At 73.3% G+C, this 24,747-nt stretch carries 19 protein-coding genes; 17 read left to right on the forward strand and 2 right to left on the reverse strand.

The window, feature by feature from the left end:
* Position 1: 1 nt before the first annotated feature.
* From ACFSJS_RS24395 to ACFSJS_RS24415, 5 genes are read left to right on the forward strand one after another with little or no spacing between them, the layout of a single operon-like run.
* The gene (locus ACFSJS_RS24395; RefSeq protein ID WP_380903980.1) at positions 2–1,045 is read left to right on the forward strand and encodes an enediyne biosynthesis protein; all 1,044 of its coding nucleotides are present in this window, start codon (positions 2–4) and stop codon (positions 1,043–1,045) included.
* Positions 1,042–6,906, forward strand: coding sequence for a type I polyketide synthase (locus tag ACFSJS_RS24400; protein ID WP_380903982.1), 5,865 nt, complete (start codon positions 1,042–1,044; stop codon positions 6,904–6,906). Before ACFSJS_RS24395 ends, ACFSJS_RS24400 begins: the two co-directional genes overlap by 4 nt.
* A gap of 3 nt (positions 6,907–6,909) precedes the next feature.
* Positions 6,910–7,371: an acyl-CoA thioesterase gene (locus tag ACFSJS_RS24405; RefSeq protein WP_380903984.1), complete on the forward strand. Its 462-nt coding sequence runs from the start codon at positions 6,910–6,912 to the stop codon at positions 7,369–7,371.
* The gene (locus ACFSJS_RS24410; RefSeq protein WP_380903986.1) at positions 7,368–7,913 is read left to right on the forward strand and encodes a flavin reductase family protein; all 546 of its coding nucleotides are present in this window, start codon (positions 7,368–7,370) and stop codon (positions 7,911–7,913) included. Before ACFSJS_RS24405 ends, ACFSJS_RS24410 begins: the two co-directional genes overlap by 4 nt.
* Positions 7,910–9,259 (forward strand): cytochrome P450, encoded by a 1,350-nt coding sequence (locus tag ACFSJS_RS24415; protein WP_380903988.1) that lies wholly within the window; start codon positions 7,910–7,912, stop codon positions 9,257–9,259. Before ACFSJS_RS24410 ends, ACFSJS_RS24415 begins: the two co-directional genes overlap by 4 nt.
* Positions 9,260–9,331: 72 nt before the next feature.
* On the opposite strand, the gene ACFSJS_RS24420 is transcribed toward ACFSJS_RS24415, so the two are convergent.
* Positions 9,332–10,108: a helix-turn-helix domain-containing protein gene (locus ACFSJS_RS24420; protein ID WP_380903990.1), complete on the reverse strand. Its 777-nt coding sequence runs from the start codon at positions 10,106–10,108 to the stop codon at positions 9,332–9,334.
* A 47-nt stretch (positions 10,109–10,155) separates the two neighbouring features.
* Positions 10,156–11,202, reverse strand: coding sequence for a ParB/RepB/Spo0J family partition protein (locus ACFSJS_RS24425; RefSeq protein ID WP_465269804.1), 1,047 nt, complete (start codon positions 11,200–11,202; stop codon positions 10,156–10,158).
* A gap of 328 nt (positions 11,203–11,530) precedes the next feature.
* Here ACFSJS_RS24425 and ACFSJS_RS24430 point away from each other — a divergent pair, with 328 nt between their 5' ends.
* The 12 genes from ACFSJS_RS24430 to ACFSJS_RS24485 all read left to right on the forward strand — a co-directional run bounded on the left by ACFSJS_RS24430 (position 11,531) and on the right by ACFSJS_RS24485 (position 24,692).
* On the forward strand, positions 11,531–12,097 hold the full coding sequence (locus ACFSJS_RS24430) for a DUF5987 family protein (protein WP_380903994.1): 567 nt from the start codon (positions 11,531–11,533) through the stop codon (positions 12,095–12,097).
* The gene (locus ACFSJS_RS24435) at positions 12,094–13,752 is read left to right on the forward strand and encodes an FAD-dependent oxidoreductase (RefSeq protein WP_380903996.1); all 1,659 of its coding nucleotides are present in this window, start codon (positions 12,094–12,096) and stop codon (positions 13,750–13,752) included. The genes ACFSJS_RS24430 and ACFSJS_RS24435 overlap by 4 nt, the downstream gene beginning before the upstream one ends.
* Before the next feature lie 91 nt (positions 13,753–13,843).
* Positions 13,844–14,920: a carboxymuconolactone decarboxylase family protein gene (locus ACFSJS_RS24440; RefSeq protein WP_380903998.1), complete on the forward strand. Its 1,077-nt coding sequence runs from the start codon at positions 13,844–13,846 to the stop codon at positions 14,918–14,920.
* Positions 14,917–15,717 carry a TIGR03084 family metal-binding protein gene (locus ACFSJS_RS24445; RefSeq protein ID WP_380904000.1) on the forward strand — a complete coding sequence of 267 codons (801 nt, stop codon included), beginning with the start codon at positions 14,917–14,919 and terminating at the stop codon, positions 15,715–15,717. The genes ACFSJS_RS24440 and ACFSJS_RS24445 overlap by 4 nt, the downstream gene beginning before the upstream one ends.
* Positions 15,718–15,753: 36 nt before the next feature.
* Positions 15,754–16,716 carry a prephenate dehydrogenase gene (locus ACFSJS_RS24450; protein WP_380904002.1) on the forward strand — a complete coding sequence of 321 codons (963 nt, stop codon included), beginning with the start codon at positions 15,754–15,756 and terminating at the stop codon, positions 16,714–16,716.
* Positions 16,717–16,842: 126 nt separating this feature from the next.
* Positions 16,843–18,171: an acyltransferase family protein gene (locus ACFSJS_RS24455; RefSeq protein WP_380904004.1), complete on the forward strand. Its 1,329-nt coding sequence runs from the start codon at positions 16,843–16,845 to the stop codon at positions 18,169–18,171.
* A 24-nt stretch (positions 18,172–18,195) separates the two neighbouring features.
* Positions 18,196–18,867: a flavodoxin family protein gene (locus tag ACFSJS_RS24460; RefSeq protein WP_380904006.1), complete on the forward strand. Its 672-nt coding sequence runs from the start codon at positions 18,196–18,198 to the stop codon at positions 18,865–18,867.
* A complete protein-coding gene (locus tag ACFSJS_RS24465; RefSeq protein ID WP_380904008.1) occupies positions 18,864–20,312 on the forward strand; it encodes a phenylacetate--CoA ligase family protein in 1,449 nt (482 codons plus the stop codon). The genes ACFSJS_RS24460 and ACFSJS_RS24465 overlap by 4 nt, the downstream gene beginning before the upstream one ends.
* Positions 20,313–20,327: 15 nt before the next feature.
* The gene (locus ACFSJS_RS24470) at positions 20,328–21,800 is read left to right on the forward strand and encodes an anthranilate synthase component I family protein (protein WP_380904010.1); all 1,473 of its coding nucleotides are present in this window, start codon (positions 20,328–20,330) and stop codon (positions 21,798–21,800) included.
* On the forward strand, positions 21,797–22,450 hold the full coding sequence (locus ACFSJS_RS24475) for an anthranilate synthase component II (RefSeq protein ID WP_380904012.1): 654 nt from the start codon (positions 21,797–21,799) through the stop codon (positions 22,448–22,450). The genes ACFSJS_RS24470 and ACFSJS_RS24475 overlap by 4 nt, the downstream gene beginning before the upstream one ends.
* 40 nt (positions 22,451–22,490) lie before the next feature.
* Entirely contained in the window at positions 22,491–23,648 is a 1,158-nt protein-coding gene (locus ACFSJS_RS24480) for an epoxide hydrolase family protein (RefSeq protein WP_380904066.1), read from the forward strand.
* 18 nt (positions 23,649–23,666) lie between these two features.
* Complete coding sequence (locus tag ACFSJS_RS24485; RefSeq protein ID WP_380904014.1) at positions 23,667–24,692, forward strand: zinc-dependent alcohol dehydrogenase family protein; 1,026 nt, start codon at positions 23,667–23,669, stop codon at positions 24,690–24,692.
* Positions 24,693–24,747: the final 55 nt, after the last annotated feature.

The following is a 24,747-nucleotide window of genomic DNA, read 5'->3' on the forward strand; positions in this document are numbered from 1 at the left end:
CATGTCCGTCCAGCAGAAGACACCCGCCGCCCCCCAGCGGCACAGCGTGAAGGTCGTCACCGCCCTGCGCCGGTTCGCGATCTCGATCTCCGTGCTCAACGTGTTCGGCTACACGGTGCTCGGCTTCGAGCAGCCGTGGACCTGGCCCTTCATCGCCCTCGCCACCGCCTACACGGTGGAGATCGTCCTGGAGGTGATCGGTGCCCGCGTCGAGGGCCGGGCGCCCCGGTTCCGCGGCAACGGCTTCCGCGGCCTGATGGAGTTCCTCTACCCGGCGCACATCACCGGCCTCGCCGTGAACATGCTGTCCTACGTCAACGACATGGTGTGGGTCATGGTGTTCGGCGTCATCGTCGCCGTCGGCACCAAGTGGGTGCTGCGCGCACCGGTGCGCGGCCGCATGCGCCACTACATGAACCCGTCCAACTTCGGCATCGCGGTCATCCTGCTGCTGTTCCCCTGGGCCAGCATCGCCCCGCCGTACCAGTTCACCGAGTACCTCGACGGCGGCTTCGACTGGCTGGTCCCGGCGATCATCATCTCCCTGGGCACCATGCTCAACGCCAAGCTGACCGAGCGCATGTGGCTGATCCTCGCCTGGGTGGGCGGCTTCGCGCTGCAGGCCGTCGTCCGCGGGCTGCTGTTCGGCACCTCCATCCCCGCGGCCCTGGCGATGATGACCGGCGTGGCGTTCGTGCTCTTCACGAACTACATGATCACCGACCCCGGGACCACACCGTCCTCCCGCATCGGGCAGATCGCCTTCGGCGGCGGCGTGGCGGCCATGTACGGAGTGCTGACCGCCCTCGGCATCGCCTACGGCCTCTTCTTCGCCACCGCCCTGGTCTGCCTGATCCGCGGCGCCCACCTGTGGACGGTCGACATCCTCGACCGCAAGCGCACCCAGGAGCGCGAGCGGCTCGCCGCCGACCTGCTCACCGCCGGGCAGTGCCCCGGCGGCTGCACCGGCGAGTGCGCCTGCCCGCCCCAGCCCGCCGTGCCCGGTGAGGAGAGCGAGCGCCAGAAGGTGGCGGTGGCGGCATGAGCAGGATAGCCATCGTCGGCATGGCGTGCCGCTACCCCGACGCCGCCGGTCCCAAGGACCTGTGGGACAACGCCGTCGCCGGACGCCGCGCCTTCCGCCGGCTGCCCGACGTCCGCATGCGCCTGGACGACTACTGGGACGCGGACCCCGCCGCCCCCGACCGCTTCTACGCGCGCAACGCCGCGGTGCTGGAGGGATACGAGTTCGACCGGGTCGCCCACAAGATCGCGGGCAGCACCTACCGCTCGACCGACCTCACCCACTGGCTGGCCCTGGAGACGGCCGGACGGGCCCTGGCCGACGCCGGGTTCGCAGGCGGCGAAGGGCTCCCCCGCGAACGCACCGGCGTCGTGGTGGGCAACACCCTCACCGGCGAGTTCACCCGCGCCAACGTGATGCGGCTGCGCTGGCCGTACGTGCGCCGCGTCGTCGCCGAGGCCCTCAGGGGCCGCCAGTGGGACGACGGGCGGATCGCCGACTTCCTCGCCGACGTCGAGACCGCGTACAAGGAGCCGTTCCCGGCCGTCGACGAGGACACCCTGGCCGGGGGTCTGGCCAACACCATCGCCGGGCGGATCTGCAACCACTTCGACCTCAACGGCGGCGGGTACACCGTCGACGGCGCCTGCTCCTCCTCGCTGCTGTCGGTCACCACGGCCGGTACCTCCCTGGCCAACGGCGACATCGACGTCGCCGTGGCGGGAGGCGTCGACCTGTCGATCGACCCGTTCGAGATCATCGGGTTCGCCAAGACCGGGGCCCTGGCCAAGGGCGAGATGCGCCTGTACGACCGCAACTCCAACGGCTTCTGGCCCGGTGAGGGCTGCGGCATGGTCGTCCTGATGCGCGAGGAGGACGCCCTCGCGGGCAACCACCGCATCTACGCGACGATCGCGGGCTGGGGCGTCTCCTCCGACGGCCAGGGCGGCATCACCCGCCCCGAGGCCGGTGGCTACCGGCTGGCGCTGCGCCGCGCGTACGAACGCGCCGGCTTCGGCATCGACACGGTGCCCCTCTTCGAGGGCCACGGCACCGGCACCGCCGTGGGGGACGCCACCGAACTGGCCGCCCTGACGGGAGCCAGGGCGGCGGCGAATCCGGACGCCCCGGCCGCCGCCATCACCTCCATCAAGGCCATGATCGGCCACACCAAGGCCGCGGCCGGCGTCGCGGGGCTGATCAAGGCGGCGATGGCCATCGACAACCAGGTCCTGCCCCCGGCCATCGGCTGCGTCGAGCCGCACGAGCTGCTCACCGGCGAGCGGGCCAACCTGCGGGCCCTGCGCAAGGCCGAGGTCTGGCCGCAGGGCGCGCCGCGCCGCGCCGGCATCACCGCCATGGGCTTCGGCGGCATCAACACCCACGTCGTCCTGGACGAGCCCGCCACCCGCCGCCGCACGGTGCCCAGCCGCCGCTCGGTCGCACTGGCCGACTCCGTGCAGGACTGCGAACTGCTGTTGTTCGAGGGCGACTCGCCCGAGGCCCTGCGCGCCCGGCTCACCGAGGTCGCCGACTTCGTCACGCAGGTCTCCTACGCCCAGGTCGGCGACCTCGCCGCCACGCTCCAGCGCGAGCTGCGGGGCCTGCCCCACCGCGCGGCCGTCGTCGCCACCTCCCCCGAGGACGCCGAACGCCGGCTGCGGCGCCTGGCCGACATCCTGGGCGCGGGGGAGACCTCGCACTTCGCCGCCGACGGCCGCAGCTTCCTCGGCCACGCGGGCGGACGCGGGCGGGTCGGCTTCCTCTTCCCCGGACAAGGGTCCGGCAGGGGCACCGGCGGCGGTGCCCTGCGCCGCCGCTTCCCCGAGGTGGCGGAGGTCTACGAGGCCGCCGACCTGCCCACCGCCGGCGACATGGTGGCCACCGACGTGGCCCAGCCGCGCATCGTGACCGGCTCCGCGGCCGGGCTGCGCGCGCTGGACGCCCTGCGGGTGGAAGCGGTCCTCGCCCTCGGACACAGCCTCGGCGAACTGTCCGCCCTGCACTGGGCCGGCGCCCTCGACGAGCAGGCCCTCCTCCAGGCGGCCCGGGTCCGGGGCCGTGCCATGGCCGAGCACAGCGCCTCGGGCACCATGGCCTCGCTCGGCACCGGGCCGGAGGAGACCGCGAGCCTCATCGAGGGTCTGCCCGTGGTCGTCGCCGGGTACAACGGTCCCGGGCAGACCGTCGTGGCCGGACCGGTCGACGCGATCGACGAGGTCCGCGACCGTGCCGCCGGAGCGGGGGTCGGCTGCACCGGGCTCGCGGTGTCGCACGCCTTCCACTCCCCGCTGGTGGCGCCGGCCGCCGCCGCCTTCGGTGACTGGCTCGACGGCGCCCGCTTCGGGACGGTCGCCGCCCGGGTCGTCTCCACCGTCACCGGTGCCGAACTGGCCCCGGACACCGACCTGGCGGAGCTGCTGCGGCGGCAGATCACCGGCCCCGTGCTGTTCACCCAGGCGGTCACGGCCGCCGCCCGGGACGTCGACCTGTTCGTCGAGGTCGGTCCGGGGAAGGTGCTGAGCACGCTCGCCACGGAGACGACCGGCGTTCCGTCCGTCGCGCTGGACACCGACGACGAGTCGCTGCGGGGGCTGCTGCGGGTGGTCGGCGCCGCCTACGTCATCGGCGCGTCCGTCGCCCCCGAGCGGCTCTTCCAGGACCGGCTGATCCGGCCGCTGGAGATCGGCCAGGAGTTCGACTTCCTGGCCAGCCCCTGCGAGCGGGCGCCGCAGATCTCCCTGCCCGCCGCGGTGGAGCGGGACCGTGCCGCGACCGCGGCCCCCGGCGCGGCGGACGCTCCCGAGGGCGGGAGCGCACCGGCTGTCACCGCCACCGCCACCGCGGCCGGAGCCGACGGAGGCGGGGACGGGCCCTCGTCGCTGGAGGTACTGCGCGCCCTGGTCGCCGAGCGCGCCGAGCTTCCCACCGACCTCGTGGACGCGGGCAGCAGGCTCCTGGACGACCTCCACATGAGCTCCATCACGGTCGGCCAGATCGTCAACCAGGCCGCGTCCCGCCTCGGCATCGAGGCGGCCCGGGTGCCGACCAACTTCGCCACTGCGACCCTGGCCGAACTGGCCGAGGCGCTGGACACGCTGGTGGACACCGGCGGCCGGGGCGAGGGAGGCACCGCCGCCGCGGTGGTCGCGGGCGCCGCCCCCTGGGTCCGCGCCTTCGCCGTGGACCTGGACGAGGTGCCCCTGCCCCGGGCCGCCGCGCGCGAGTCCGGCGGCACCTGGAAGCTGTTCGCCCCCGGCGGCCACCCGGTGGCCGGGGAACTGCGCGAAGCGCTCCAGGACGCCGGGGTCGGTTCCGGCGTGCTGGTGTGCCTGCCTGCGGGCTGCTCCCCCGAGCAGATCGACCAGGCGCTCGCCGGCGCGAAGGACGTCCTGGCGGGGGAGAGCGGCCGGCGCTTCGTCCTGGTGCAGGAGGGCCGGGGCGCGGCCGGACTGGCCAAGACGCTCCACCAGGAAGCCCCCCACCTGCGCATCACCGTCGTCAATGCCCCGGTGACGGACGGCCTGGCCGAGCGGGTGGTGGCCGAGGTGGCCGCGACCGCCGACTTCTCCGAGGCCCACTACGGCGCCGACGGCGTACGCCGCGTGCCGACGCTGCGGGCCCTGCCCGTCCGCGCGGAGCGCGCCGATCCCCCGCTCGGCTCCTCCGACGTCCTGCTGGTGACCGGCGGCGGCAAGGGCATCTCCGCCGAGTGCGCCCTCGCCGTGGCCCGGGACAGCGGGGCGCGGCTCGCCGTGCTCGGCCGCTCCGACCCCGCCCAGGACCCGGAACTGGCGGGCAACCTGCGGCGGATGGCGGACAGCGGCGTCACCGTGCGCTACGCGCGCGCCGACGTCACCGTCCCGGAGCAGGTCCGCGGGGCCGTCGCCGAGCTGCAGGAGGAGCTGGGGCCGGTCACCGGTCTCCTGCACGGCGCGGGACGCAACGAGCCCGGACCGCTCCACGGGCTGCAGCCGGAGGACTTCCGCCGCACCTTCGCGCCCAAGGTCGACGGCCTGCGGACCGTGCTCGACGCGGTCGGGCCCGGCAACCTGAAGCTGCTGGTCTCCTTCGGCAGCATCATCGGCCGGGCGGGTCTGCGGGGCGAGGCCCACTACGCCACCGCCAACGAGTGGCTGGCCGACCTCACCGAGGAGGTCGCCCGCGCCCACCCGCAGGTCCGCGCCCGGTGCCTGGAGTGGTCGGTGTGGTCCGGGGTCGGCATGGGCGAGAAGCTCTCGGTCGTCGAGTCGCTGGCCCGCGAGGGCATCACCCCGGTCTCCCCGGACCAGGGCGTGGAGATCCTGCTGCGGCTGATATCCGACCCGGACGCGCCCGTGGTGACGGTCGTCAGCGGCCGGACGGAGGGCATCGAGACGGTCCGGCGCGATCTGCCGGCCCTGCCCCTGCTGCGGTTCACCGGCAACCCGCTGGTGCGCTACCACGGCGTCGAGCTGGTCACCGAGACCGAGCTGAACGCCGGGACCGACCCCTACCTCGCCGACCACCTGCTGGACGGCAACCTCCTGATGCCTGCTGTCATGGGCATGGAGGCCATGGCCCAGGTCGCCGCCGCGGCCACCGGGTGGACCGGGACGCCGGTGATCGAGGGGGCGCGCTTCCTGCGGCCCATCGTGGTGCCGCCGAACGGCAGCACCCGGATCCGCGTCGCCGCGACCGTCACCGGCGCCGACACGGTCGACGTCGCCGTCCACGCCGAGGACACCGGCTTCGCCGCGGAGCACTTCCGCGCCCGGCTGGTCTACTCCGGCGCCGCCGTCCCGGACGGGCCGCCGCTGCAGACCGCGGCCGAGACACCGCAGGTCCCGCTGGACCCGGCGGACGACCTGTACGGCACCATCCTGTTCCAGGGGGCGCGCTTCCAGCGGCTGCGCCGCTTCCACCGGGCCGCGGCGCGCCACGTCGACGCCGACGTCGAGGTGCGCGGGCGGCAGGACGGCTGGTTCGCGGGCTTCCTCCCGGGCGAACTGCTGCTGGCCGACCCCGGCATGCGCGACGCGCTGATGCACGGCAACCAGGTGTGCGTCCCCGACGCCACCCTGCTGCCCTCGGGGGTCGAGCGCATCCACCCGCTCGGCGCCGGCCCGCACGTCCCGGACGAACTGCGCTACTGCGCGGTCGAGCGGAGCCGCGACGGCGACACCTACGTCTACGACATCGCGGTCCGTGACGCCGACGGCACCGTCGTCGAGCGCTGGGAGGGCCTGACCCTGCACGCGGTGCGCAAGACGGACGGGTCCGGGCCGTGGGTCGCCCCGCTGCTCGGCCCCTACCTGGAGCGGACGCTCGAGGACGTGCTCGGCGCCCGCATCGCGGTCGCGGTCGAGCCGCACGGCGACACACCGGCCGAGTCCGTGGCCGAGCGCCGCCGGTTCACCGCGACCGCGGCGGCCCGGACCCTGGGGGCCCCGGTGGCCGTGCGCCACCGGCCCGACGGGCGCCCCGAACTCGACGGGGACCGGCACGTGTCGGCCGCGCACGGCCTGGGCATCACCCTCAGCGCCGTGTCGGACGCGGAGGTGGCCTGCGACATCGAGGCCGTCTGCATGCGCCCGGCGGCCGAGTGGGAGGACCTGCTCGGAGAGCACACCGCCGTGGCGGAGCTGGTCGCCAGGGAGACGGGGGAGGCACCCGACACCGCCGCCACCCGGGTGTGGAGCGCCGTCGAGTGCCTGAAGAAGGCCGGGGTCATGGCGGGCGCGCCGCTGACGGTCCTGCCCCGGAGCAGGAACGCCTGGGTGCTCTTCGCCGCCGGCGGACTGCGGATCGCGACCTTCGTCACCGCCCTCCGCGACGCCCTGGAACCCGCCGTCTTCGCATTCCTCACGCACGAACCGGAACTCACGGAAGGGCGGTCATAGGCCATGTCGGACGACTACTTCGAGTACCGGCACACGGTCGGTTTCGAGGAGACCAACCTCGTCGGCAACGTCTACTACGTGAACTACCTGCGGTGGCAGGGGCGCTGCCGCGAGCTGTTCCTCAAGCAGAAGGCCCCCGAGGTCCTCGCCGACGTCCAGGGCGACCTGAAGCTGTTCACGCTGAAGGTGGAGTGCGAGTTCTTCGCCGAGATCACCGCCTTCGACGAGTTGTCCGTCCGGATGCGACTGTCGGAGCTCGGCCAGACGCAGCTGGAGTTCACCTTCGACTACGTCAAGGTGACCGAGGACGGCGCCGAGACGCTGGTCGCCCGCGGCAGACAGCGGATCGCGTGCATGCGCGGCCCGAACACCAACACGGTGCCCGCGCTGATCCCCGAGGCGCTCGCCCGCGCGCTGGAGCCGTACTCGGCCCGGAGCCGGACGCTGCTGGGGCGGACGGCATGAACGCGCCGACCGCCGCACCGCCGCTGGACGCGCAGCCGGTCGGCACCGCCCGGCTGCGCCGGGCCCTCGGGGCGTTCGCCACAGGGGTGACCGTGGTGACGGTCGGCGGTGCCTCGCCCCACGGCATGACCGCCAACTCGTTCACCTCGGTCTCCCTCGATCCGGCGCTGGTCCTGGTGTGCGTCGGCAGGGACACGGTCATGCACGGCGTCCTCGCCGGCACCGACACCTTCTCGGTGTCGGTGCTGGCCGCCGGCCAGGAGGACGTGGCCCGGTACTTCGCCAGCCGCTCCCGGCCCATGGGCGCCGTGCAGTTCGACGCCGTCGACTGGCTGCCCGGCCGGGCGGCCGACGCCCCGCTGATCGCGGGCGCCGCCGCGCACTTCGAGTGCGCGAAGTGGCGTGTCTACGACGGCGGCGACCACACCATCTGCGTGGGCGAGGTGCTCGCCCTGGACGAGGCGCCGCCGGGCGAGCCGCTGGTGTTCCACCGCGGGCGCTTCCGGCCGCCCGCGGTCGGCCGGCAGGGCGGTGCGGTGTGAGCGCCCGCCCGCCGGGGCCGCCCCTCAGGGCGCTGCCCGGCCTGCTGCGCAAGCTGGCCGTGGACCGGCTCGGGATGATGCGCGACGCGGCGGCCCTCGCCGACGCCGTCCGCGTCTCCGTGGGGCCGAAGAGGATGTACGTCTTCAACCGCCCCGACTACGCCAAGCACGTGCTGGCCGACAACGCCGCCAACTACCGCAAGGGCATCGGGCTGGTGGAGTCCCGCAGGATGCTCGGCGACGGGCTGCTGACCAGCGAGGGCGAGCTGTGGCGCGCCCAGCGGCGCACCGTGCAGCCGGCGTTCAGACCGGGGCGGATCGCCGCGCAGGCCGGTGCTGTGGCGGAGGAGGCCGTGAGGCTGCTGGACCTGCTGGTCCGGCGCGGGGGGCAGGGGCCCGTCGACGTGCTCCACGAGGTCACCGGCTTCACCCTCGGAGTGCTGGGCCGGACCGTGCTCGACACGGACCTCGGGGGGTACGGGGGCATCGCGCACGCCTTCGAGGCGGTCCAGGACCAGGCGATGTTCGACATGGTCACCCAGGGTCTGGTGCCGGTCTGGGTGCCGCTGCGGACCCAGCGGCGGTTCCGCAGGGCACGTCGGGAACTGACCCGGATCGTCGACGAACTGGTCGCCGACCGCGGCGCGCGCATGGCCGAGGGGGAGAGCGCCGACGACGCGTTCTCCCGCATGATCCTGGCGGCCCGTGCGCAGAGCGACCCGGCCGCGGGACGCGGGCGGCTCCGGGACGAGCTCGTCACCCTGCTGCTCGCCGGGCACGAGACCACGGCCAGCACGCTGGGGTGGACCCTGCTGCTGCTCGCCCGCCATCCGCGTGTCCGGGACCTGGTGCGCGAGGAGGCCCGCGGCGTGCTGGCGGGCGGCCGGCCGCCGGAGGCGGAGGACCTGCACAAGCTGACGTACACCACGCAGGTCGTCCAGGAGGCCATGCGCCTGTACCCGCCGGTGTGGATCCTGCCGCGGGTCGCCCGCCGCGCCGACGAGGTCGGCGGGTACGCGGTGTCGGCCGGGGCCGACGTCCTGGTCTGCCCGTACACCCTGCACCGCCACCCCGGCCTGTGGGAGGAGCCCGAGCGCTTCGACCCCGGGCGGTTCGATCCGGCGCGGGCCGCCGATCGCCCCCGCTACGCCTACATCCCCTTCGGCGCCGGGCCGCGGTTCTGCGTCGGCAGCGGACTGGGGATGATGGAGGCGGTCTTCGTGACGGCCCTGCTGACCCGGGACCTGGACATGGACGTCGTGCCCGGCCACGAAGGGGTCGCGGAGCCGATGATGTCCCTGCGGATGCGCGGCGGACTCCCCATGACGGTCCGTCGCGCACGGTGAGCGGGGCGTGGGACACGGCCGGGGACGGGTGCGGCCGTGTCCCAGCGCCCCGGAGCCGGTCCGGTTCCGGGGTCAGCCGGCGGCGACCTCCAGAGCGGCGGAGCGCAGGTCCAGCAGGGCCAGCAGCACCGGCGGGTCGAAGACGTCCAGCGGACGCAGCGTGATGTCGACCGGCAGGGGCAGGGTGTCGGCCCCCACCGTGACCGGCCCGTACCGCCCCACGGAGACGCTGTCCCTGTCACAGGAACCGGAGGTGAGGTGCTCCTGGCCGTACGGGACCGAGTGCACCAGGAGGTACCAGGTGCCGTCCGGGACGTCGTTCAGCTCGAAGGGCCCCGGAGCGTTCAGTACCCTGCACCGTGTCGGCCGGCCCTGGGGGACCGGAGTGGGGAAGAGGCCGACGTAGCAGTGGCCCTCGGAGCGGTCCTCGGGAAGGTGGACCTGGCCGCGCAGCGTGGTACGGGCCGAGGAGGCGCCGGAGCCGGCCGGGGACTCGGGACCGATGCTGTCGGCGAAGCCCCCCAGCTCGCGGTAGACGCTCGGGGAGACGCCCACACAGGCCTTGAACCGGGAGCTGAAGGTGCCGACGCTGCTGTAGCCGACCATGCTGCTGATGTCGGCGACGCTGAACTCGGTGTCGATCAGGAGGCGTTTCGCCTCCTGGAGCCGAAGGGCCGACAGGAAACGCCCGGGAGAGGTTCCGGTGACATCCTTGAATACCCGGGTGAAGTGGAACTTGCTGAACATGGCGGTGCGGGCCATGTCGTCGATGGTCAGATCCTGACCGAGATTGGTGCGCATGTCGTCGATGACCCTGTGGACAGCATGCTCAATGGCGGTGGATGTCACCGTGTCTCCCTTGACGTCGTGAACCGTACCGATGCGGAGATGTACCGTCAGCGTCGGGTTTTCGAAGCAGCTCGCACATCCGGCGTGTAGGCGGTATCCGACAGCCGACGGCTGGTGAGGTCCTCGGCGAACCTTCTCCAGGTGTTCGAACACTGCAGAGCGAGTTCTGCCACGGTGGCCGTGCAATGAGGCGGAACAGCATTCACCCGCTGGCGCCAGGCGTCGTCCACGACGAAATGGGCATGGAGCCAGCGCAGGAAATGGCGGCCTGATTCCGAATGCCGCAGGGACGGGTCCGCAGCCAGTCTGCGCAGGATCTCCAGGGAGGTCCTCGACCTTCCGGCGGCGGTGGGCGCCAGCCGGGGCCCCCCGGGAGCGGCGGGCCCGGCCGCGGCCCCGCCGGCATCGTCCGCCGGCGGGGCCGCGGTGCGCGGGGACGGGATCCGGCCCGGCTGCCTGCGGTTGTCGGGGACCGGCGCCTCCCCGCGCAGCAGGCGCTGCCGGACGTCGTGGGCGGTGCCCAGGGAGAGCCCTGTCTCCCTGACGATGGCCCGGAGGGGCAGGTCGGGGTGGGCGGTCATCAGCTCCGCCGCGTGCAGGCGCTCGGCGGTGCGGTCGAGGGGATGGGCCCTGCCGTTGCTGCCCACTCGTACGTTCGACCGCGGAGAATCCCTGGCTGAACGCGGCCGCAGGGCGGCGACCGTCTTGGGGTCGAGTCCCGCGCAGGATGCGACGGCCCGGTCGGAGAGGTCCGGGTGGGACGCGAGGATGCGCCGGGCCGCCGCCTTGCGGTCGTCGATCGAGAGCGGGAGCCCGTGAGTGACGTTGGCCGAGACCGAGCGGACGAACGAGTCCTCCTCGGTGCCGTCGAAGTACTGGGCCCGCACGGTGGTCAGGCCCCTGAGCTTCGCCGCTGCCAGCCGGTGCATTCCGTCGACCACACGCATCGTCGCGCGGTGCACGAGGATCGGAGGCAACGTCGGGTAGATCTCGGCAAGTCGCCTCACGTGGTTTTCGTCGAGACCACCCAGGCGCGGAGAGTCCGCCGGCAGCAACGCCTCGATCCGCACCCAGTCCGTGAAGTCCGCCGGCAGCTCAAGGGCTCTGTCGGTGCTTTCCAACTTACCCTCCCCCGTGTTTTCAGGATGTGCTGCTGTACGCCGCTCTCCTCCCCCGGCTGGGGTGGCGCGGCTATAGGGGAACACGTCTTCGAGGACGTTACCCGGCCCCGGTTTTCGCCGCGAGAGCTGCGGTGGCGACGTGCCGACTCCGGTTGATTGCATGAAGAAACCCGCGTTCGCCCGAACGCACAGCCGGTCGGTTGTTTGAAAAGACTCACCCGGCCTAGCTTTCTTCTCACCCCACCGGGACAACGCCGATACCACCGGAACGGAGACTCAGTTGCGGACACAGGAAGAAGACGTGGAGCGCCGGGTCGAGATCACGGAGGAAGCGACCCTCACACTGGAGGCGTACGCGGACACGATCGTCCCGGGCGAGAAGCGCTGGCCGGGGGACAGGGCCGTCGCCGGGGCCGCCGAGGGGGGCGGCGCCGTCGCCGCCGGGGCTCTGGAACTCCTGCGCTGGGACGCCACGGGCGTCCACGACGGCCTGGAGGACCTGGCGAAGCTGGTCAACGACCACGCCCGCGCCCACGCCGCCCGGGCGGACCTCTCCCTGGACACGACGGTCCCGCCGTTCGTGGCCCTCGGCTACGAGGACCGCGTGGCGCTGATCCGGAACCTGACCGCCCCCGGTCACCCGGAGAGGGAGTTCTGGGTCCTCCTCGCCCTCTTCTGCAACATGGCCTTCGACTCGGCCGCGCACCTGCACACCGCGGAGGCGATCGACGGCGGCCACCCCGGCCTGCTGGCCATGGGGATCACCAGTCCCGACGCCGACGGACTGTGGCGTTTCCGGGACTTCGGGTACGGCCGCGCCCTCGCCCGACTCCACCCCGACACCACACCCTCCGGGAGCCCGGCATGAGCGAAACGATCGAGAGGACCGACGTCCTGGTGATCGGAAGCGGCTTCGGCGGCGCCATCACCGCCTACCACCTCGCCGCCGGCGGCGCGAAGGTCACCGTGCTGGAGCGCGGCCCCTGGCTGGAGAGCAACGAGTTCGACCACGACTACAAACTCGGCTCCTCCTACACGCGGATCTTCGACTTCGTGGTCGGCGACGGGATGAGCGTGCTGGGCGGCAACTGCGTCGGCGGCGGCAGTGTCGTCTACTTCGCGGCCATGCCGCGCGCCCCCCGCTTCGTCTTCGACCGGCACGGCAGCATCGGCCGCCGCATGTGGCCCAAGTCCGTCAGTCGCGACACCCTCGACCCGTGGTACGACCGGATCGAGGAGTCCCTCTCGGTCCGCAGGCAGCAGTGGGAGGACGTCAGCTACGCGGGCGGCCTGTGGGCGGCCGCGTGCCACCGCGCCGGGCGCACCGCCAACCCGCTCGCCGTCGCCATCGACGGCTCGCGGTGCACCAACTGCAACTGGATGATGGCCGGCTGCCGCTTCGAGGCCAAGCAGTCCCTCACGGTCAACTACCTGCCGGCCGCCGTCGCGCACGGTGCGCAGATCCGCCCGCTGCACGAGGTGCAGTACCTGACGCGGACCCCCGAGGGCGCCTACCGGGTCCACTACAACATCGTGCACGACCGTGACTACCGGCTCCAGAACGGCTCCGGCGTGATCGAGGCCAGGATCGTCGTGATGGCGGCCGGCGCCGCCGCCACCCCCGTCATACTCCAGCGCAGCGAGGCGCACCTGGGCGCGATGCCGTACGCGGTCGGCCGCTACTTCTCCGGCAACGGCGAGCGCCTCAACACCGCCGTCGTCGACGAGGAGAAGGCGGCCGAGCTGCTGGGCCTGTCCCGCGGGGACGGCCGGGCGTACGCCGCCAACCAGATCGGCAGGGGCCCGACCGTGGCCAGCTGGGACCGGCTCGACGGCTCCCTCCCCGAGTACTCCCGCTACAGCCTGGAGCAGCTCTACTTCCCCCCGGGCCTGGGGACCATCCTCGCCCAGGTGCCCGGCGGCGCGGCGCCGTCGTGGTTCGGGAAGGAGAAGAAGGAGCTCCTGAAGAACTGGAAGTCCTGGCTCACCATCTTCTCCATGACCGAGGACGACAACGAGGGCGTCTTCGGCCCCCCGCCGGCCACCGGCAACGCCCACCGCATCTCCCAGCAGATGCTCGGCCGGGGCAGCCTCAGGTACGTGCCGACGCAGAACACCTGGCGCGGCTGGAACCAGTCCGACGCCGAGGTCAAGGAGATCCTGGAGAAGGACGGTCTGGCCAAGGTGATGCCCTGGACCAACGACCTGGTCGGCGCCTACACCGTGCACCCCCTGGCCTCGTGCCGCATGGGCGACGACCCGCACACCTCCGCCCTCGACGACACCAACGAACTGCGCGGCCACCCCGGCATCTTCGTCACCGACGGCTCCGCCGTCCCCGGCGCGCTCACCGTCAACCCCGCCATGACGATCGCGGCGCTCGCCGAGCGCGCGATCCCCCACATCGTGGCCGCCGCCCGCTCCAGGGGCGTCGAGGTCGTCTACGGGGCACCGGCCCCGGGCGGCGGCACCAGCGGCCGCAGGGGCGTCCTGCCGCTGCTGCCCCGGACAGCGGGGGTGTGACGGGCCGCCGCCCGCCCGCTTCCCGCGGGATCTCCGGCCGACCCGTCGGTTGCTTCACGGGACCGACCACCGACGATGACAGGAGACGGTGATGCGACCGCTCGTGAGAAAGGCGCTCGGCGGCTCCCTCCGCGACATCCGCCACGTGGAGGCCGTCCGCCCGGCCGCGGCGCGGGGCCTGGTGGCCCGGGTGTACGCCCAGGCCGAGCGCGACTTCGGCCTCGTGGCCCCGCCGCTGGCCCTCCACTCGCCCGCCCCCGCCACCCTCGCCGCCGCCTGGGCGCTGCTGCGGGAGACCCTGCTCGTCCCGGGCCGGGTGGGCCGGGCGGCCAAGGAGACCGTCGCGACCGCGGTGTCGCTCGCCAACCAGTGCCCCTACTGCGTCGAGATCCACCAGGCCAAGCTGGACACCCTGCCCGCCGCCGGCGGCCTCGGACCGCTCGCCGACTGGGCGCGCACCACGGCCGGACCGGCCGGAGAGGAGAGCCGGCCCCCCTTCGGCTCCGACGACGCGGCCGAGATCCTCGGCGTCGCCGTCACCTTCCACTACCTCAACCGCATGGTCGGGCTCTTCCTGCCCGAGTCCCCGGTCCCGCCGTCGGCCCCCGCAGCCGTCCGCGGCACCGTCCTGCGGACGGTGGCCCGAGCCATGCGCCCGGCCGTGGGAACCACCCCGCGGCCGGGGGACTCGCTCGACCTGCTGCCCGCCGCCCCGCTTCCCCCCGCCCTGGACTGGGCCGAGGGCAGCCCCTCCGTGGCCGGCGCCCTCGCCCGGGCCGTGGCGGCCGTGGACAGCGCCGGCCACTGGATCCCCGACGGGGTCCGCGAACTGCTCCACACCCACCGGGCCGCCCCCGGCCCCAGCCGGGCCTGGCTGGAGGAGGCGCTGGCGGGGACCGGCACGGCCGACCTCCCCGCGGCCCGCCTGGCCCTGCTCGTCGCACGGGCCCCCTACCAGGTCACCGACACGGACATCGACGACTTCCGGGCCGCGCATCCCGGCGACGGGAGGCTGGTCGAGCTCGCCTCCTGGGCGGCTCTGACCACCGCCGTGGGCATCGGAGCCCGACTCCGCCTCCCTGCTCCGCGGAACCGCACGCACGGTACCCGTCCCGGTGCGCGCACCGGCGACACCACCCCCTTCCACCGACAGGAGACGAGAAGATGAGCACCCTCAACGACGTTCTGAAGGACCTGGCCACCGACATCGAGGAGACCGCCCGCCTCGTGGAGGGGCTGGACGACGCAGGCTGGCAGACCCCCACCCCCGCACCCGGATGGACCGTCGCCGACCAGATCGCCCACCTGACGTTCATCTTCCACCTGGCCGGCACCGCCGCCTCCGACCCGGACGCCTTCGCGAAGATCGCCGCCGGCGCCGCCCACGACTTCGACGGCTCCGTCAACGCCGCCCTGCGGCAGTTCAACGCCTTCCCGCCGGCCGAGCTCCTCGGCCGCTTCCGCGCCCTGGGCCAGGCGTCGGTCGACGCCCTCGCCGCCGTCCCCGAGGGGGAGACCGTGCCGTGGCTGGTCAACCCGCTGCCGCCGGCCGTGCTCGCCTCGGCCGGGATCATGGAGGTCTTCGGCCACGGGCAGGACATCGCCGACGCCCTCGGCGTACGCCGCGAGCCCACCGACCGGCTGCGCCACCTGGCCTTCTTCGCCTGGCTGACCCGCGACTTCGGCTACCTGGCACGTGACCTGACCCCGCCGGCCGAGCCGTTCCGCTTCGAGCTGACCGCTCCCTCCGGCGCATTGTGGGCCTTCGGACCGGAAGACGCCGCCGGCAAGGTCACCGGACCGGCCCACGACTTCTGCCTGCTGGTCACCCGCCGCCGCCACCGCGACGACCTCGCCCTCGTCGCCACCGGCGAGGAGGCCGACCGCTGGCTGGACATCGCCCAGGCCTACCGGGGGCCGGCCGGAGAGGGCCGGCGGCCCGGCCAGTTCGGCGACCGGGCATAGCCCCAGGGCACAGGCGCCGACCGCCGGGAGCAGACGATGACCCCCACCATCCTGCGCACCGCGACGGTGATCGGCTGCGGGCTGATCGGCACCTCCGCGGCACTCGCCCTGACCCGCAGCGGCGTCGAGGTCGCCCTCCACGACCGCGACCCGGCCGCGGTGGCGGAGGCGGAACTCCTCGGCGCCGGCACGGCCCTGGCCGCAGGCCGGCCGCCCGCGGACGTCGTGGTCGTCGCCACACCGCCCTCCACCGTCGTCGAGGTCCTCTACGAGGCGCAGGCGCGGGGACTGGGCCACGCCTACACCGACGTGGCCAGCACCAAGGAGCACATCTGCGCCGAGGCCGAACTGCTCGGCTGCGACCTGCGCGGCTACGTCCCCGGACACCCGATGGCGGGGGCGGAGCTGTCGGGACCCGCCGCCGCCCGCGCCGATCTGTTCGCCGGCCGCCCCTGGATCCTGTGCCCCTTCGGCACGACACCGTCGACGGCCCTCCACGCAGTGACCGATCTGGTGTCCCGGTGCGCGGCGGAACCCGTCGCGCTGGCCCCGGGGGAGCACGACCGGGCGGCGGCGGTGCTCTCCCACGGCCCGCACCTGGTCTCGGCGGCGCTCGCGGCCCGCCTGGCCGACACCGACCCCGCCCTCCTCGCCCTCTCCGGACCCGGCCTGCGCGACACCACCCGGACCGCGGGCGGGGACCCCGGCCTGTGGAGCGAGATCCTCGCCCAGAACGCCGGGGCGGTGGCCGAGGTGGCGGAGGAGGTCGCCGCCCGGCTGCTGTCGGCCGCGGCGGCCCTGCGCTCGGGCGACGCGCCGTCCGTGTGCGCCCTCCTGGCACAGGGCGCGCACGGACGGTCCGCACTGGTCGGCGCCGCCGACGCGGGCCGGTGGGACGGTCCCCGCCGCCGCACCGGCCCGCCCGGGACGGAACGCCGGCGTCCGGGGGCGGGGGCCGCGCGCCCGGCGGGCCGCGGCCCGCGGACCCGGTCCGGATGAGGAGGCGCGTCCTCCGCCCGGGCGCCGCCGTCCGGCGGCCACAACCAGCATTCCAGGAGATGCGGAAGGCGGGTGCGGGCGAAGACGATCGCACGCGAAAGCGCGTCAACTCATGAGGGGGCAGCCATGTCGGCGAACAGCCTGACCGATACCCGGACCGGGGGGCAGAAGCGAATACCGAAGTTCGAGGGGCTTCGCGGGTTCCTCGCCTTCGGCGTCGTCGTCTACCACGTCGCCTTCCAGGCCGGAGTCAGCAGCTTCGTCGACCAGCCGGGCAAGGGCTTCTGGGGTGTGCTCGCCGACGGCCTCGGCGTCTGCCTGCCCCCGTTCTTCGTCCTGTCCGGCCTGATGCTCTACCGCCCGTACGCCCGGGTCACCCTCCAGGGCGCCAGCAGGCCGGCCACCGGCCCCTTCCTCAAGCGGCGCGCCCTGCGCATCCTGCCCGCCTACTGGGCCCTGGTGGTCTTCGCGATGGTGGGCTTCAACTACAACGAGCTCAACGGGGTCGGCGACTTCCTGCGGCCGCTGCTGCTGGTGCACTTCTTCTGGTACGAGGACCAGCCGCTGCACGGCATCGAGCCGACCTGGACCGTGCCGACCGAGTTCGCCTTCTACCTGGCGCTGCCCGTCCTGGCCTGGATCGGCCACCGCCTCGCCCGGGGCGCGCGGAGCACCGGCGCCAAGGCCCGCCGCCTGCTGATCCCGCTGGTCGTCCTCGAACTGATCGGCCTCGCCTGGATCATCTACACCAACCTCCCGTCCACCGGGGCCACCATGCAGTGGTACTGGCCCCCCTACTACGTCGGTTACTTCGCCGGCGGCATGGCCCTGGCCGTCTTCATCGCGTACGCCGAGACGGCGCCGCGCACCCCCGCCTTCCACCGCCTGGTGCTCCGGCGCCCGCTGGCGTGCTGGACCCTCGCGGTCGGCGTCTACGCGCTGTACGCGGCGAAGCTGATCGGCACCCCGGGCATGGGCGACACCGCGGCGCTGGTGCAGGAGGTCGTCGACCACTTCCTGGTCTTCGCCTTCGCACTGCTGATCATCGCCCCGATGACCGTGCCGGGCGTCAGGTCGCGCTTCATGGACGGCCTGCTGACCAACCGCCCGATGCTCTTCCTGGGCAAGATCTCGTTCGGCGTCTACCTGTGGCACGAGATCGTCATCAACGTCTGGCTCAGGAACGGAAGCATGTTCGGAGCCTCTCCCGTCCCCACCCCCCAGTTCCGCGGCCACATGGGCTTCTGGGAACTGCTGGTCTTCACCATGGCGATCACCGTGGTGATCGCGACCGCCAGCTACTACCTGCTCGAACGCCCGATCATGCGGCTCGGCCGGCCGAGCCGCACCGCCCCCGGAACGGTGCCCGCCCAGTACGTGCCCGACGAGTCGGCCGCCGCCCCCGCGCAGTACCGGCCGGTGGGCCCGGGCGTGCACACCGCCGACCGCGGCTGAATCGCCTTCCAAGGAGACAACACCGTGATCGCATCACCGAAGATCCTCGCCGTCAACGGCTCCGAGCGGGAGGGGAACACCACCGACGTCCTGCGACACGCCGCATCGGTCGCGGCCCTCCGTGGTGTCGATTTCGAGGTCGTCGACCTGCGCAACATCAGGATGGAACGCTGCGGGCCGTGCGGCGACTGCAACGACCGCCCGGTCGCGTGCGCCGTGACGGACGACCTGCCGGCGGTGGTGGCGAAGATGATCGCCGCGGACGGGATCATCTTCGCCGCCCCGGTCCACGGATTCGGCACGGCCAGCCTGATGCAGACCTTCATCGAGCGGGCCGGAGTCGGCTACCTGCGCTTCGACCGGCCGCTGACCAACAAGGTCGCCGGGGTCATCTCGGTCGCCCGCCGCTACAGCGCCGGCGAGACCTGGGCGCAGTTGACGGTCAACGCGCTGCTCAACCGGATGATCCTGGTGGGCAGCGGCTTCCCGGCCACGGTGCACGCCCTGCACAAGGGGGACGCGGCCAAGGACGAGGAGGGCCTGCGGAACGTGTCCCGGATGGTCGAACGCATGGTGGACATGATCGAGCTGCTCCGCGAGCACCGGCGGCTGACCGGCCGTGACGACCTGATGCCCTTCGGCGAGGTCAACGAGCGGGTCAACCTGCCGCTCAACGAGATGCAGGCACAGCGGTGAACGCCGTCACCGAGGCGGCCGCGCCCCCGGACCACGAGACCGACCGCGAACTGCGGGCCTTCCGGGCCGCCTACGACAGGGTGCGGCGCTCGTTCTACGGCGGCACCATGACCCCGGACGACTGGGAGCGCTGGCGCGGCGAGCGGCTGACCGCGGTGCTGCGCCACGTGACCACCCGCTCGGACTTCTACCGCCGGCACCTCGCCGGCGTGGACATCGAGCGGGTGACCCCGCGGACCCTGCCGTCACTGCCCTTCACCACCAAGGACGACCTGCGCCGCGAGATGCATGCCGTGCTCTCGGGAAGCATCGCCGAAGCGGTCGTCTACTACGAGACGACGGGCACCACCGGCGCGGCCACACCGTGCCCGCGCGGCCCCAAGGACGTCCTCACCAGCAACGCCGCGGTCGAGGAGTCCTGGCGCCGGCTCTTCCGGTCGCGCTTCGGGAAGCGCATGCCCGTCATCGGCCTGATGGGGCCGTCGGAACTGTACGCGTTCGGCGACGTGTTCGGCGCGGTCGCCGCCTCGCTCGGCGCCTGCCACGTCAAGATCTGGCCCGAATCGCCGCGGGTCGGCTTCCGCAAGGCGCTGCGGCTGATCGAGGAGCTGGGCGTGGAGGTCGTCGTCTGCGCCCCGGCCCTGTGCCTCAGCCTGGCCAAGGCCGCGCAGCACCACGGATACGACCTGGCGCGGCTGCCGGTGAAGATGTTCCTGGTGCTGGGGGAGATCTGCACCCCGCAGTTCGCCGCCAACGCCTCCTCCGTCTGGAACGGTGCGGAGGTCCACCCGACGCTGTACGGCTCGCAGGAGGCGCTGTGCGTCGCCACCGGGGCCGGGACCGGCAGGCTTCACCTGTCCCAGCTCAACTACCTGGTGGAGCTGGTCGACCCGGACACCGGCGAGTTCCTCGGCGACATCGGGGAGGGCGAACTGGTGCTCACCATGCTGGTCGACGGCATCAAGCCGCTCATCCGCTACCGCACCGGCGACCTGGTCCGGCTGACCCCCGCGCCCCCCGGCGCGCCGCTGCCCGGACCGGTCGTCGAGGTCGTCGGACGGGCCGCCGACCGCATCAGGCTCGGCGACGCCCTGCTCCACCCGGCCGAACTGGAGGCCGCGGTCCTCGACGGGGTCACCGGCTGCCTGGGATACCAGGCCGTCATCGACCGCCGCGAGGACGGCGCCGACGAGGTGACCGTGCGCATGGACCTGCGTCCCGGAGCAGGCGACCCGGACGCGGTCGGCGCCCGAGTCGCGGCCCGGCTGCGGGAGCGGACCGGCGTGCACGTCCGCACCGTCGTCGACACCGCGCTGGACCCGGTGACCGCCACGGGCTCCTTCGTGAGCTGGAAGGCGGCACGGGTCCTGGACCACAGGTCCCACCCGGACCGGGCGGCACTGGTCGCCCGGCAGGTCGCGCACCGCTTCGCGATCGACAACTGATCCGGAGGAACCGCCATGACAGCACCCGCAGCGGCACCACCCGCGGTGGGCGTGCGCACCGAGTGCCACAAAGCCCCCCGAATCGCGGCACTGCAGGCCTACCGGGCACTGGCCGAGCGCTTCGGCCGCGACCAGGTGTTCCTGCTGGAGTCCGCGGCCGGTCCGGTCCGGGACCGCCGGTACGAGTTCGTCGGGTTCGGCGAACTGCTCTCGGTGTCGGTGACCGGCGGCTCCGTGCGCGTCGACGGCGTCCCACCGCTGCGCACGGAACTGCTGCGACGCGTCGCCCCCCTGCTGGAGCAGGACGGTGCCGCCTGGCGGCTGCGCGAACTGCGGGACCTGTGGCCGCTCCTGCGCGCCGTGCAGTCCGCGTTCGACGCGCAGGGCTCCGCGGACCGGTTCCGGTTCGGCTTCCTCGGGTACTTCGGTTACGACACGGCCCGGTACATCGAGGACCTGCCCCACCGCATCCGGCGGCGGCCGGACCTCCCGGACGTCCACCTGGTGCTCCACCAGGGCTGTCTGGCGGCCGACCTGGCCACCGGCGAGTCGCGGCTGCTGCTGCACGCCTCCCCCCACTGGCCCGCCCTCGACGCGGACGAGCTCATCGCCCTGCTGGCTCGCGCCGAGCCGGCCGCCGCGGAACCGGACACCGTCCCCGAGGCCGACGTGGCGGACGACACCACCCCCCGGGCCTTCCGGGACGATGTCGAACGCTGCCTGCGCCACATCGCCGTGGGCGACATCTACCAGGTGCAGATCGGCCACGAGCTGTCGATGCGCAGCACGGCCGACCCCGTGGACGTCTACCGCCGACTCTGCCGGCGCAACCCCTCGCCCTACATGTACCTCGCCGCCGTCGGCGGCCACACCGTCATCGGCGCGAGCCCGGAGCTCTTCGTGCGGGTCGAGGACGGAGCCGTCACCATGCGCCCCATCGCGGGCACGACCCCCCGGCACCGGACCGACGACGAGGCGGCGGCGCGGTGGCTGCGCACGGACGAGAAGGAGGTCGCCGAGCACACCATGCTCGTGGACCTGTGCCGCAACGACATCGGCCGGATCGCCCGCCAGGACACCCTGGCGGTGCCCGACCGGCTGACCGTCGAGCGGTACTCGCACGTACTGCACCTGGTCTCGACCGTCCAGGGACGGCTGGAGGCCGGCAGGGACAACTACGACGTCATCGCCGCGCTGTTCCCCGCGGGCACCATGACCGGCACCCCGAAGATCCGGGCCATGGAGATCATCGAGGAGGTCGAGCACAGCAGGCGCGGCCTCTACGCGGGCGCGCTGGGCCTGATCGACGTGGGCGGCTACATGAACCTCGCCCTGTGCATACGCACCCTCTTCCACCACGACGGCGAGTACCGCACCAGGGCGTCGGCGGGAATCGTCGCCGACTCCCTCCCCGACCGCGAATGGACCGAGACCCTGGCCAAGATGAACGCCGCCTGCTGGGCGGTCACCGGAAGGGAGCTGGTGTGAGCGCGCGCGGACCGCAGGAGGATCGCCACCGCGACCCCCGGCCCCGGGTCCTGGTGGTCGACGCCTTCGACAGCTTCGTGGACATCCTGCGCCAGTACCTCATGTCCGCCGGAGCCGCACCCGTCATGGTGCGCTCCAACGCCCTGCGCCACGAGGACGTACGGCGGATGGGGCCCGACGCGATCCTCCTGGGGCCGGGCCCCGGCCATCCGGCCGACTCCGGCCACGTCGAGATCGTCCGGGCCTTCGCGGGCCGGATGCCGATCCTCGGGGTCTGCCTGGGGCACCAGGCCATTGCGATGGCCTACGGCGCCTCCGTGGTGCCGGCCCGGCACCTCATGCACGGCAAGACCAGCCGGATCGACCACGACGGACGCGGCCTGTACACCGGGATGCCCCCGGGCTTCCGGGCGACCCGTTACCACTCCCTGGTCGTGGCCGAGGACACCGTGCCCGCCGCCCTCCAGGTCACCGCCCGGTCCGCCGACGACGGATACGTGATGGGACTGCGGCACCCGGCGCTGCCCGTCGAGTCCGTCCAGTTCCACCCCGAGAGCATCTGCACGGTCGACGGACCGAGACTGATCGGCAACTTCGTCGCCTCCGTCGCAGCCTTCCGCGCCCGGCCCTCCTCGAGCCTGGCCGCCTGACCCCCTCCACCGCCGAGAACACACCGAGGTGCCCGAGACCATGCGCCCCTTCCGCATAGAGATCCCGCAGTCCGCGATCGAGGACCTGCACCGCCGCATCGACGCCACCCGCTGGCCCGCGGAGATACCGGGAGTCGGCTGGGACCGCGGCGTGCCCGTCGGCTACCTGAAGGAGCTCACCGAGTACTGGCGCCACCGCTACGACTGGCGTGCCGCCGAGGCGGAACTGAACCGGTACCCGCAGTTCATCACCACGATCGACGGCACCGATGTGCACTTCCTGCACGTCCGCTCCGCCGAGCCCGACGCCATGCCCCTCGTCCTCACCCACGGCTGGCCGGGATCGGTGGCCGAGTTCCTCGACGTCATCGGCCCCCTGACCGACCCGGCCGCGCACGGCGGCGACCCCGCCGACGCCTTCCACGTCGTCATCCCCTCCATCCCCGGCTACGGCTTCTCCGGGCCGACCGGCCAGACCGGCTGGGACGTGAAGCGGGTGGCACGCGCCTGGGCCGAGCTGATGAACCGCCTGGGCTACGACAGGTACGTGGCCCAAGGCGGGGACTGGGGCAAGGTCATCTCCCTCGAACTCGGCCTCGCCGACCCCGAGCACGTGGCCGGGGTCCACATCAACATGCTGGTGACGTTCCCGCCTCAGGACGACCCCGAGGCCCTGGCCGGACTGGGCCCCGAGGACCTGGCGAAACTGGAGCACGCGGGCCGGTTCGCCGACGAGGGCATCGGCTGGCAGCGCATCCAGGCCACCCGGCCGCAGACCCTGGCGTACGCCCTGACCGACTCCCCGGTCGGCCAGCTCGCGTGGATCACCGAGAAGTTCAAGGAGTGGACCGACGCGCCCACCCCGGACGACGCGGTCGACCGCAACCGCCTGCTGACTCACGTCATGATCTACTGGCTCACCGCCACGGCCGGCTCCAGCGCCCAGCTGTACTACGAGTCCGCGCACCTGATGGCCGACTTCGCCCGCACCTGGGGCGGCCCCTGGCCGCTGACGGCCCCCGTCGGCGTCGCGGTCTTCCCCAACGACGCCTCCCGGCCCGTCCGCAGCCTCGCCGAGCGGATCCTGCCCTCCCTCACGCACTGGAGCGAGTTCAAGAGCGGCGGCCACTTCGCCGCGATGGAGGAGCCGGATCTGCTGGTCGGTGACGTGCGCGAGTTCACCCGCAGGCTGCGCTGAGGCGGTGGCGGGCGCGGCATGAGGTACTACAGCCTGCCCGGCTTCACCGGCCCCCAGGCACTGCGGCTCGCCCGGCGCGACCCGCCCCGTCCGGGGCCGTGCCAGGTGCTGGTGCGGATGAGGGCGTGGTCGCTCAACTACCGCGATCTGCTGATCGCGTACGGCCGCTACGGCCCCGGCATCCGGCCCGGTGTGGTGCCGCTCTCCGACGGCGCCGGCGAGGTGGTCGACCGGGGCCAGGCCGTCACGCGGTGGCGGCCGGGCGACCGGGTGATGGGCCTCTTCCTGCCCGGCTGGCAGTCCGGCCCCCCCGGAGCGGCCCGGCTGGCCGCCGCGCTCGGCGGCTCGGTCGACGGCGTCCTCGCCGAGTACGTGGCCTTCGACGAGGACGCCGTGGTCGCGGTCCCCGGCCACCTGGACTTCCAGGAGGCCGCCACGCTGCCGTGCGCCGCGCTCACCGCCTGGCAGGCCGTCGTCGAACTGGGTGGCCTCCACCCCGGGCAGACGGTGCTGACCCTCGGCAGCGGGGGAGTGTCGGTGTTCGCCCTCCAGATCGCCGCGGCCGGCGGCGCGCGGGTCATCGCGACCTCGGGCAGCGACCGCAAGCTGGAGCGGCTGGCCGAACTGGGTGCGGCGGACCTGGTCAACCACGCGCGGACACCCGGGTGGGGGCACGCGGTCGCGGAGCTGACCGGCGAGGACGCCGGCGTCGACCACGTCATCGAGGTCGGCGGCGCCGGCACGCTGCGCCAGTCGGTCACGGCCGTCCGCACCGGAGGCCGGATCAGCGTGATCGGCGTCCTCAGCCGCGGCGATGGCCTCAGCCCGGTCCCGCTGCTGCGCAAGGCGCTCACCGTCCAGGGCGTGCAGGTGGGCAGCGCGGAGATGTTCCGCGCCATGAACCGGGCCCTGGAGCACCGGCGCATCCGCCCCGTCGTCGACGCGGTGTTCCCCTTCTCCGACGCCCCGGCCGCGTACCGCCACCTGGAGTCCGCGCGGCACATCGGCAAAGTCGTCATCAGCGCCGACGGCGACGGCGGGTGAGCACGCCAGGAGTGGATCCCCCGTGAAGCGCGTCCCTACATTCGTGGCGTCCGGC

It is taken from the genome of Streptomyces desertarenae, from assembly GCF_042681365.1.
GTDB classification, from domain to species: domain Bacteria; phylum Actinomycetota; class Actinomycetes; order Streptomycetales; family Streptomycetaceae; genus Streptomyces; species Streptomyces desertarenae.

Bases quoted from the DNA above. Each gene is read 5' to 3' on its own strand.
- ACFSJS_RS24435 (WP_380903996.1), top strand. From the start codon at position 12,094: ATGAGCGAAACGATCGAGAGGACCGACGTCCTGGTGATCGGAAGCGGC.
- ACFSJS_RS24440 (WP_380903998.1), top strand. From the start codon at position 13,844: ATGCGACCGCTCGTGAGAAAGGCGCTCGGCGGCTCCCTCCGCGACATC.
- ACFSJS_RS24400 (WP_380903982.1), top strand. From the start codon at position 1,042: ATGAGCAGGATAGCCATCGTCGGCATGGCGTGCCGCTACCCCGACGCC.
- ACFSJS_RS24455 (WP_380904004.1), top strand. From the start codon at position 16,843: ATGTCGGCGAACAGCCTGACCGATACCCGGACCGGGGGGCAGAAGCGA.
- ACFSJS_RS24480 (WP_380904066.1), top strand. From the start codon at position 22,491: ATGCGCCCCTTCCGCATAGAGATCCCGCAGTCCGCGATCGAGGACCTG.
- ACFSJS_RS24410 (WP_380903986.1), top strand. From the start codon at position 7,368: ATGAACGCGCCGACCGCCGCACCGCCGCTGGACGCGCAGCCGGTCGGC.
- ACFSJS_RS24445 (WP_380904000.1), top strand. From the start codon at position 14,917: ATGAGCACCCTCAACGACGTTCTGAAGGACCTGGCCACCGACATCGAG.
- ACFSJS_RS24470 (WP_380904010.1), top strand. From the start codon at position 20,328: ATGACAGCACCCGCAGCGGCACCACCCGCGGTGGGCGTGCGCACCGAG.
- ACFSJS_RS24395 (WP_380903980.1), top strand. From the start codon at position 2: ATGTCCGTCCAGCAGAAGACACCCGCCGCCCCCCAGCGGCACAGCGTG.
- ACFSJS_RS24450 (WP_380904002.1), top strand. From the start codon at position 15,754: ATGACCCCCACCATCCTGCGCACCGCGACGGTGATCGGCTGCGGGCTG.
- ACFSJS_RS24405 (WP_380903984.1), top strand. From the start codon at position 6,910: ATGTCGGACGACTACTTCGAGTACCGGCACACGGTCGGTTTCGAGGAG.
- ACFSJS_RS24485 (WP_380904014.1), top strand. From the start codon at position 23,667: ATGAGGTACTACAGCCTGCCCGGCTTCACCGGCCCCCAGGCACTGCGG.